This window comes from Clostridia bacterium, assembly GCA_017554615.1.
Classification (GTDB): domain Bacteria; phylum Bacillota; class Clostridia; order UMGS1840; family HGM11507; genus SIG450.
Window position 1 is genome coordinate 1 of the sequence record JAFZHY010000025.1, and the last position, 7,656, is coordinate 7,656.

Annotated in this window: 11 protein-coding genes and 1 tRNA gene; 7 read left to right on the forward strand and 5 right to left on the reverse strand. The window is 30.6% G+C overall.

The features are described from left to right. Window positions 1–64 precede the first annotated feature (64 nt). Both IKZ35_05760 and IKZ35_05765 read left to right on the forward strand, forming a co-directional pair. A tRNA-Cys gene (locus IKZ35_05760) sits at window positions 65–138 on the forward strand. Window positions 139–784: 646 nt separating this feature from the next. Continuing rightward, window positions 785–1,219 carry a hypothetical protein gene (locus tag IKZ35_05765; GenBank protein ID MBR4893461.1) on the forward strand — a complete coding sequence of 145 codons (435 nt, stop codon included), beginning with the start codon at window positions 785–787 and terminating at the stop codon, window positions 1,217–1,219. 36 nt (window positions 1,220–1,255) lie between these two features. On the opposite strand, the gene IKZ35_05770 is transcribed toward IKZ35_05765, so the two are convergent. Both IKZ35_05770 and IKZ35_05775 read right to left on the reverse strand, forming a co-directional pair. Then, window positions 1,256–1,756, reverse strand: coding sequence for a hypothetical protein (locus IKZ35_05770; GenBank protein ID MBR4893462.1), 501 nt, complete (start codon window positions 1,754–1,756; stop codon window positions 1,256–1,258). A 78-nt stretch (window positions 1,757–1,834) separates the two neighbouring features. Beyond that, window positions 1,835–2,020, reverse strand: a complete 186-nt coding sequence (locus IKZ35_05775; protein MBR4893463.1) for a hypothetical protein — start codon at window positions 2,018–2,020, stop codon at window positions 1,835–1,837. A gap of 107 nt (window positions 2,021–2,127) precedes the next feature. On the opposite strand from IKZ35_05775, the gene IKZ35_05780 reads away from it, so the two are divergent. After that, complete coding sequence (locus IKZ35_05780; protein ID MBR4893464.1) at window positions 2,128–2,352, forward strand: helix-turn-helix transcriptional regulator; 225 nt, start codon at window positions 2,128–2,130, stop codon at window positions 2,350–2,352. A gap of 375 nt (window positions 2,353–2,727) precedes the next feature. On the opposite strand, the gene IKZ35_05785 is transcribed toward IKZ35_05780, so the two are convergent. Then, a complete protein-coding gene (locus tag IKZ35_05785; protein MBR4893465.1) occupies window positions 2,728–4,032 on the reverse strand; it encodes an FAD-dependent oxidoreductase in 1,305 nt (434 codons plus the stop codon). Window positions 4,033–4,191: 159 nt separating this feature from the next. Between IKZ35_05785 and IKZ35_05790 the strand changes: the two genes are divergently transcribed. From IKZ35_05790 to IKZ35_05805, 4 genes are read left to right on the forward strand one after another with little or no spacing between them, the layout of a single operon-like run. Further along, the gene (locus IKZ35_05790; protein ID MBR4893466.1) at window positions 4,192–4,458 is read left to right on the forward strand and encodes a winged helix-turn-helix transcriptional regulator; all 267 of its coding nucleotides are present in this window, start codon (window positions 4,192–4,194) and stop codon (window positions 4,456–4,458) included. Further along, entirely contained in the window at window positions 4,458–5,075 is a 618-nt protein-coding gene (locus IKZ35_05795; protein MBR4893467.1) for a DUF1648 domain-containing protein, read from the forward strand. Before IKZ35_05790 ends, IKZ35_05795 begins: the two co-directional genes overlap by 1 nt. Before the next feature lie 33 nt (window positions 5,076–5,108). Further along, complete coding sequence (trxB, locus tag IKZ35_05800) at window positions 5,109–6,029, forward strand: thioredoxin-disulfide reductase (GenBank protein ID MBR4893468.1); 921 nt, start codon at window positions 5,109–5,111, stop codon at window positions 6,027–6,029. Window positions 6,030–6,085: 56 nt separating this feature from the next. Then, entirely contained in the window at window positions 6,086–6,568 is a 483-nt protein-coding gene (locus IKZ35_05805) for an amidase domain-containing protein (protein MBR4893469.1), read from the forward strand. 176 nt (window positions 6,569–6,744) lie between these two features. Here IKZ35_05805 and IKZ35_05810 read toward each other — a convergent pair whose 3' ends face one another. Together IKZ35_05810 and IKZ35_05815 are read right to left on the reverse strand one after the other, a co-directional pair. Then, window positions 6,745–7,074, reverse strand: a complete 330-nt coding sequence (locus IKZ35_05810) for a hypothetical protein (protein ID MBR4893470.1) — start codon at window positions 7,072–7,074, stop codon at window positions 6,745–6,747. 137 nt (window positions 7,075–7,211) lie between these two features. Then, window positions 7,212–7,544, reverse strand: a complete 333-nt coding sequence (locus tag IKZ35_05815) for a hypothetical protein (protein MBR4893471.1) — start codon at window positions 7,542–7,544, stop codon at window positions 7,212–7,214. Window positions 7,545–7,656 lie beyond the last annotated feature (112 nt).

Below are 7,656 nucleotides of genomic sequence, written 5' to 3' on the forward strand. Positions count from 1 at the left end.
GAATCTCGTCTTCCGCTCCAAAAACACAACGAAAGACGCTTTAAGCGTCTTTTGTTGTCAAAGTGGCGCTATAGCCAAGTGGTAAGGCATGGGTCTGCAACACCCTGATCCCCAGTTCAAATCTGGGTGGCGCCTCCAGAAAAAAGCATCGACTTTGTCGGTGCTTTTTTCAACGAAATAAATCCTTTCAGGATTTGTGAAATGCACTTCGTGCGTGAAATATTGCTACGCAATGTGAAATACGTCTTGCGGCGTGTGGATTTATTTCATTTCACAGAAAGCGATAGCTTTCTATTTCACAATTTCGATAGAAATTATTTCACATCGAGCGAAGCGAGATATTTCACTAAAAATATGCGTCATCTAAACCATTCGGCTTTTCCAGAAAAAAGCGTACTGAAAATTCAGTACGCTTTTTTCATCGATATAAATTCCTGACGGAATTTGTTATATGTACTTCGTACGCGATATATCTTCGATGCGATATGTTGCCTTATGGCAACGAGAAAAAAGGAATTTATTACGAAGTAACAAGGTTCTCCGAAATATAGAAATCTATGATTTCGTAATATTTTGTGAGGTTCTTATATCATATCGCAATCGAACGAAGTGAGATTATATCGAATTTGAAAAGCAAATATATCGCACGAGCATAGCGAGTATATCGCATAAATAGTGTCATCCAAATCATTCTCCTTTGCCAAAACAAAGTTTATTTTATATAAATCTATTTCCCAGAATAAAAAAATACATTTGTGATACACTATCACTAAGGAGGAATAATATGATAGAGCAGGATACTATTAAACTTTTAAGAGAATGTGATGCAGGTGTTAAAATGGGCACATCAGCTATTGAAGATGTGCTTGATAATGTAAAGAGCAAAAAACTTGAAAAACTTTTAACCGATTGTAAAGATGAGCATAAGAAACTCGATAATGAAATTCAAAAATTACTTGATAAATATCATGACGACGGCAAAGAACCTCAAGTTATTGCAAAAGGAATGTCGTGGATGAAAACCAATATGAAACTGGCAATGGAAGAAAGTGATGCTACTATTTCCGATTTAATGACTGACGGTTGTAATATGGGAGTAAAATCTCTTAACAAATATCTTAATAAATATAAAGGTGCTGATGAAGTGTCAAAAGATATTGCAAAAAGACTTATAAACTTAGAAGAAAAATTAACAGTTGATATAAGAGAATTTTTATAAAAAAAGCATCGACTTTCATCGATGCTTTTTTAAAATTTAAGGACTAATAAATAACGGAATCTGAGGCGGGGAAATTGTAAAGAAGATAAATAAAAAAATCATAAGTATATTTAAAAATTGAAATAAAATATTGAATTTATTTGTTTTACAGGATAACGCCAATTTATAAGCCATATAAAAAGAGAAAATAACACTTACATAAAATATTAAAATATCAATAAAACTTAAATTATAGCCAATTATTCCCGAATAGGTGTAAAATAAAGTTATTATAAGAATTACTCCGAAAATTGCACCAAGAATCATAGCAGAAAATATACAAGGATATTTATCTTTAAGTTTTATGTTAAGATAAATAGAGTATATCAGCATAGGAAAATATATTAGTTTTGTATGCTCCCATATTGATTCATTTATCGGGGTAAATAAACCTATAATAAAATTACTATCTGACAAGTCATAAGCAAAGTGAAGAAATGTTCCTAAAACTGATACAAATATTATACCTATTATTATGTATGATTTAATACCTCTCATTTTTATCACCAATATATATTATTAGCAAATATGAAAATATATGTATTAAAAAATATACAAAGTTGTAAAACAAATACATTATTTTTTAAACTTATTTATTAACTTAAATATAAGTAATTCAAGTAAACTCTTTTTACCTACTATTACTCTCTTATATTTTCCACATCCCTCGCATAATTCTAACTCGTAGGATAATGAATAATCATCTTCTGTATAATTACTTTTGTTAATTTTGTTCCAACATTTTAAACAATATTCTGCCATATATAAACTCTCTTTCTTATAAAATTTATATCTGCACCGATATAAGTGCAATTATAACATAAAATAAGTATATAATCAAGAAAAAATATACTTATATAGGTGCAAATATGAATATAGAATATGAAAAACAAGTAGGAGCAAATATTAGAACTCTTAGAAATAAAAATAATTATACACAAGACCAGTTGGCTGCAAAACTGCAGATTTATGGTTGTGATATTACAAGAAGCGCACTTGCAAAAATTGAAGTAGGTCAGCGTCATCTTTATCCAGACGAAATTAAAGCATTAAAAGAAATTTTTAATGTTTCTTATGACTTAATTCTTAACTAAATTATAATTTTAAAAGACATCTTAGGGAGACACTTCGTAAAGAAGTTTCTCCCTATTTCTTTTTATAATAAAATTGACATTTTCAAATTGAAAGTGTCATAGTGGGTTACATACTTTAAAAATTTACCTATCTTAAAAAATAAGAATAATAAGTGATATTGTGAGACGGGTCTCACAGTGATATTTTGCCTGACGGCAAAGTGATATTAAAACCTTACGGTTTCAGTGATGTTATATTCGCCCTAAAACTGTCCGAAGGACAATACCACTATGCGCAGCATAATATAACTGCGAAACAATATCACTCGCCGTTAGGCGAATATAACTGAGGCACACTTCCTTACGGAGTGTGCCTCTATGCGATGTCTTTTTTTACTAATCAATATCTATATTTTTCTTAGCAGGATTATTTATAACCTTTCCGTCTTTATCAAATCTTGAGCCATGGCATGGGCAGTCCCATGTATGCTCTTTTTTATTCCATTTGAGCGCACATCCAAGGTGTGAGCATCTTTTTGTGGTAGGGGAAATCAGATTAATAGTTGATTCCAAACCGTTTACTAAAAGTTTTGGTTTATACATTTTTCTTTGCGGAGAAAAAACATCCTGGTATTCATTCTTCTTACCTAAAATCATATCTGTTAGTATCATTGCTGATACCATAGAAGATGTCATTCCCCATTTATTAAAGCCTGTTGCTACATATAAATCGGGTGTGTTATTTGAATAAAGACCGATATACGGAATTTTATCAAGGCTTATGCAGTCCTGATTTGCCCACATAAATTTTAGTTCTAAATCAGGATAATATTTATCTTTAAAACTATTTATCTTATCCCACTTTGAATTTTCTTTGCCTGTGCGATGATTATTTCCACCAATTAAAATTAAATCTTTATAACTTCTAAAAGACAGACCCAAGTCATTTTCGTCAACATACATTCCCTCCAATCGTGTTGAGGTTTTAAAAGCAGATACATATGAACGCTCCTGATAAAGTTTTAAAAAATACATTCCGTGCGTGTTGATAAAAGGGAAGTGGGTTGCAACAATAATTGCCTTTGCCTTTATTTTATGATTCTTTGTATAAGCATAGTTACCGCTTATTTTTTTAATGTAAGTGTTTTCATATATATTAAGATTTTTAGAAATTTGTGATATAAACTTTGCAGGGTTAAACTGCGCCTGACCTTTAAAATTTATTGCTCCCTTTACTTTAAAGGGAAGTTCGGTTTCCTTTGTAAAATAAGCATCAAAACCTAAACTGTTTAAAGTGTTTAGTTCTTCCTCTAATTTTTTAATATTGTTAAAAGTATATACAGAAGAATACTTTTCTTCAAAATCACAGTCTGTGTTTTTACATATTTCTTTATATTTTAAAATTGCCTCTTCATTTACCTTAAGATATTTTAAAGCGCTTTCTTTTCCGTATTTCTTTAATATATCTGTGTATATTAAACCGTGTTGCGATGTAATTTTTGCAGTGGTGTTAAGCGTTGTTTTGGTTGCAATTCTTTCTCCCTCTACAAGAATATAATCAATGCCTTTTTCATTTAGAAAATAAGCGCATAAAATTCCACATATTCCTCCTCCTATTATAAGCACATCGGTAGTTATATCACATAAAAGTTCTTTTTCGTTATTTAATTTTAAATCATCTTTCCATACAGACTCTATCATTTATAACTCTCCTTTTTCCTTAGTATGTTTAAAATTTTATTTTGTATTATATTTTTTCTATTTAGATTTTTTTCTAAATACCTATTGATTTTTAAAATACCCTGTGATACAATCTATTTAGAAAACAGTCTAAATAGATGGCTTTAGGAGGTAAAAATAATGGGTTTAAACGAAACTTTAAAAGCGATATCCGACCCTGTAAGAAGAGATATACTTTTTATGCTAAAAGACGGGAAGAAATCTGCAGGAGAGATTTCGGATAGATTTAATTTAACAGGAGCGACAGTATCCTATCATTTATCAAAATTAAAAAGTGCAGATTTAATTGCTGAGCAAAAGCATAAGAATTTTATATATTATGAATTAAACAGTTCGGTTTTTGAAGAAGTTTTAACCTGGATATATAAGATTGGAGGAATAAAATAATGAAAATGATAAAATGGAAAATACTTTTAATAACAGTAATTGTTTGCATACTTCCTGTTTTGTTAGGCTTAATACTGTGGGATAAACTGCCAGATACAATGCCTATACATTTTAATATTTACAATGAAGCGGATAATTTTTCATCAAAAGGTTTTGCAGTATTTATTTTGCCTTTAATAATGGTAGTTGTACAACTTTTTTCTTGCTTTATTTACGATATCAATGCTTATAATAATGGAGAAAGAATAAAATTTGAAAGAGTGGTAAAATGGATAATTCCTGTTATGACAATTATTTTGCAGACAATTATAATAGGTTATTCATTAGGCTATAATATAGATATAAGAAGAGTTGTTGCACTTCTTGTGGGAGTAATGTTTATTGTTCTTGGAAATTATTTTCCTAAGTTAGATTATGTAAAAAATTATGATGTAGATACATCTTTAGCACGAAAGATAAATCGTTTTATAGGAATTATGACAGTAGTTTTAGGCTTTATTTTTTTAATAAGTGCGTTTTTACCTCCTGTATCAACTATAATCTCTCTATTTCTTTTAATTCCTTACGGTATAATAACTTTCGTATACTCAATAGTTTTAATTAAAAGGAATAAATAACTTTAAAGAAAAAATATAATATAAAAAAGGAGAATTATTGTGGACAAAATATATGATATAATAATAATCGGCGGCGGCCCTGCAGGGTATACAGCAGCGCTTTATTCTGCCCGTGCAGGTTTTGATACTTTAGTAATTGAAAGAATGTCTGCCGGAGGGCAAATGACACTTACAGGGGATATAGATAATTATCCTGGCTTTGATGAGGGAATAGACGGTTTTACCCTTGGAATGAAAATGCAAAGTTCGGCAGAGCGTTTTGGCGCAAAAACAGTTTATAAAGATATAATTGATGTTAACTTATCAGAAGAAATAAAAGAAGTAAAATCATCCAAAGAAACCTTTTTTGCAAAGAGTGTTATAATTGCAACAGGGGCAAACCCAAAGGAACTTGGAATAGAAAATGAAAAAGATTTAATAGGTTTAGGTGTGCATTACTGCGCTCATTGTGACGGAAGATTTTACAAGGATAAAACTGTGGTAGTTGTCGGTGGGGGTAACTCTGCAGTATCAGACGCACTGTATCTTTCGCGACTTGCAAAAGAAGTTTATGTAGTTCACAGAAGAGATACTCTAAGAGCCACTAAAATTTATCATGAGCAGTTATTAAAAGCCAAAAATGTTAAATTCATATGGGACAGTGTAGTTACAGAATTTATAGTAAGCGATAAAGTAGACGGTATAAAAGTTAAAAACTTAAAAGAAGACAGTATAAGTGAAATTTTGTGCGACGGAGTTTTTGTAAGTATCGGAAGAAAACCTGCAACAGGGTTTTTAGGGGATCAACTAAAACTTGACGATAACGGTTATATTTTAGCAGACGAATCTACAAAAACAAGTGTTGACGGAGTGTATGCTGTAGGAGATGTAAGAACTAAAGAATTAAGGCAGATTGTAACTGCAGTGGCAGACGGTGCTGTTGCAATTCATATGGCAGAGGAATTTTTGTCTTAAACTTTTAAATTAACCCCTCTTAAAATGTATGAATAAAATAAAGGGGAGGGGTAAATATGAGATATATAATTTACGACCGTGAATCTTCTGTAAACTATGCAAGAAGATGGGCATATGAAAGAAACCCTGCCTATTATGACTTTGGAAACATCGGAGGAGATTGCACTAACTTTATCTCTCAATGTATTTATGCAGGGATAGGTGTTATGAACTATACACCTGTTTTTGGCTGGTATTATCGTTCGCCCTCTGACAGAACTCCCTCTTGGACGGGTGTGAAATACCTTTACGATTTTTTAGTAAATAATAAATCTGTCGGCCCGTATGGCAGAACAGTTCAAATGGATGAATTAGAACCAGGCGATGTAATACAACTTGGGAATTTTAACAAAGAGTTTTACCACTCTTTATTAGTAACCCAGACATATCCCGAAATTCTTGTTTCAACCCATAGTTTCAATGCATTTAACAGACCTCTTTCATCCTACGATTATGATATAGCACAGTTTATACACATCGAGGGCGGAAGAGCGTGGTAAAAGAATATAAATTATTAAGTTTATGTATGTGTTGGCGTGGTCTGACACATACATAAACCTATAACTTTATTTTCTGTGGAATAATTTTTTTGTTGAGATTTCAATACAAAATTAATTTTAGAATAATGTAAAAGAGCAAAATTCAAAAGAACTTTGCTCTTACTGTACTATAAATTTCATATACACATATCTGCAAATATACCATACCAATAAACTTGATTTTGTGTATTTCTTTTTGCCTCATCTGCGACACTTTCGCCTTTTTTTCTTCTATGATAAAGCGAAAGCATTATGCCAACTTTTTCTTTTTCAATTTTTCTTCTATTTCTAATAGAAGAACTGTTTGCTAAATGATTTCTTGCACTTTCCACATAAATATCATCATTTTCAACATACACATAAAACCAAACACCTTCCTTTTGTAGCGGAATTGTCTTAACATCTCTCGGATTATTTATGTATGATGAAACCATTTCTTCCCAAGTTATTTTTTTATTACCAAACATTATATTTTCCTCCAAGTACATTACTCTTTATCAATATTTATTCTTAAAAAATATTCCTCTTATCAATCCATAAAGTACTCCACCAATAAACAAACCTGTTCTTCTTCCTCTTTTAGACATAACCTTTACCTCCAAAGTTATAATTTGTATTCTATTTCAAGCGTTGAAGAATTACCTTTTGGTGGCTGAAATATAATATTGTCATTTTCTTCCATACATCGTCGCATAGCATTACATACCATTGGAAATCTGCTTTTTAATTTAAGTTGTCTATGAATATCCCTTGATATTAAGATAACACTACTTTTTCCTTCCTCTTTTGCAAGAACTTTTAAATCTTTTATGTATTTGCATATATCATTGGTTGTCATACTTGGCTTTTCTTCCTCTTTTTTTGTTAGAATGTCGACTTTTTCTTCTAACACTTGTATTCTTCCTAATAATTCAAGAATAATTTTTTCATAATCCATATAATTTCACCCTTTCTCCAATTTATTCTATTAGCATTCTAACATATATTTTGTAGAATGTCAATAGTTTTTTTAAAATTAAAACAAAATCAAAAACAAAAAACAAAAACAA

Excerpts from the sequence above, each read along its gene's own strand:
- IKZ35_05765 (MBR4893461.1), top strand. The coding sequence starts at position 785 with ATGATAGAGCAGGATACTATTAAACTTTTAAGAGAATGTGATGCAGGT.
- IKZ35_05770 (MBR4893462.1), bottom strand. The coding sequence starts at position 1,756 with ATGAGAGGTATTAAATCATACATAATAATAGGTATAATATTTGTATCA.
- IKZ35_05775 (MBR4893463.1), bottom strand. The coding sequence starts at position 2,020 with ATGGCAGAATATTGTTTAAAATGTTGGAACAAAATTAACAAAAGTAAT.
- IKZ35_05780 (MBR4893464.1), top strand. The coding sequence starts at position 2,128 with ATGAATATAGAATATGAAAAACAAGTAGGAGCAAATATTAGAACTCTT.
- IKZ35_05785 (MBR4893465.1), bottom strand. The coding sequence starts at position 4,032 with ATGATAGAGTCTGTATGGAAAGATGATTTAAAATTAAATAACGAAAAA.
- IKZ35_05790 (MBR4893466.1), top strand. The coding sequence starts at position 4,192 with ATGGGTTTAAACGAAACTTTAAAAGCGATATCCGACCCTGTAAGAAGA.
- IKZ35_05795 (MBR4893467.1), top strand. The coding sequence starts at position 4,458 with ATGAAAATGATAAAATGGAAAATACTTTTAATAACAGTAATTGTTTGC.
- IKZ35_05805 (MBR4893469.1), top strand. The coding sequence starts at position 6,086 with ATGAGATATATAATTTACGACCGTGAATCTTCTGTAAACTATGCAAGA.
- IKZ35_05810 (MBR4893470.1), bottom strand. The coding sequence starts at position 7,074 with ATGTTTGGTAATAAAAAAATAACTTGGGAAGAAATGGTTTCATCATAC.
- IKZ35_05815 (MBR4893471.1), bottom strand. The coding sequence starts at position 7,544 with ATGGATTATGAAAAAATTATTCTTGAATTATTAGGAAGAATACAAGTG.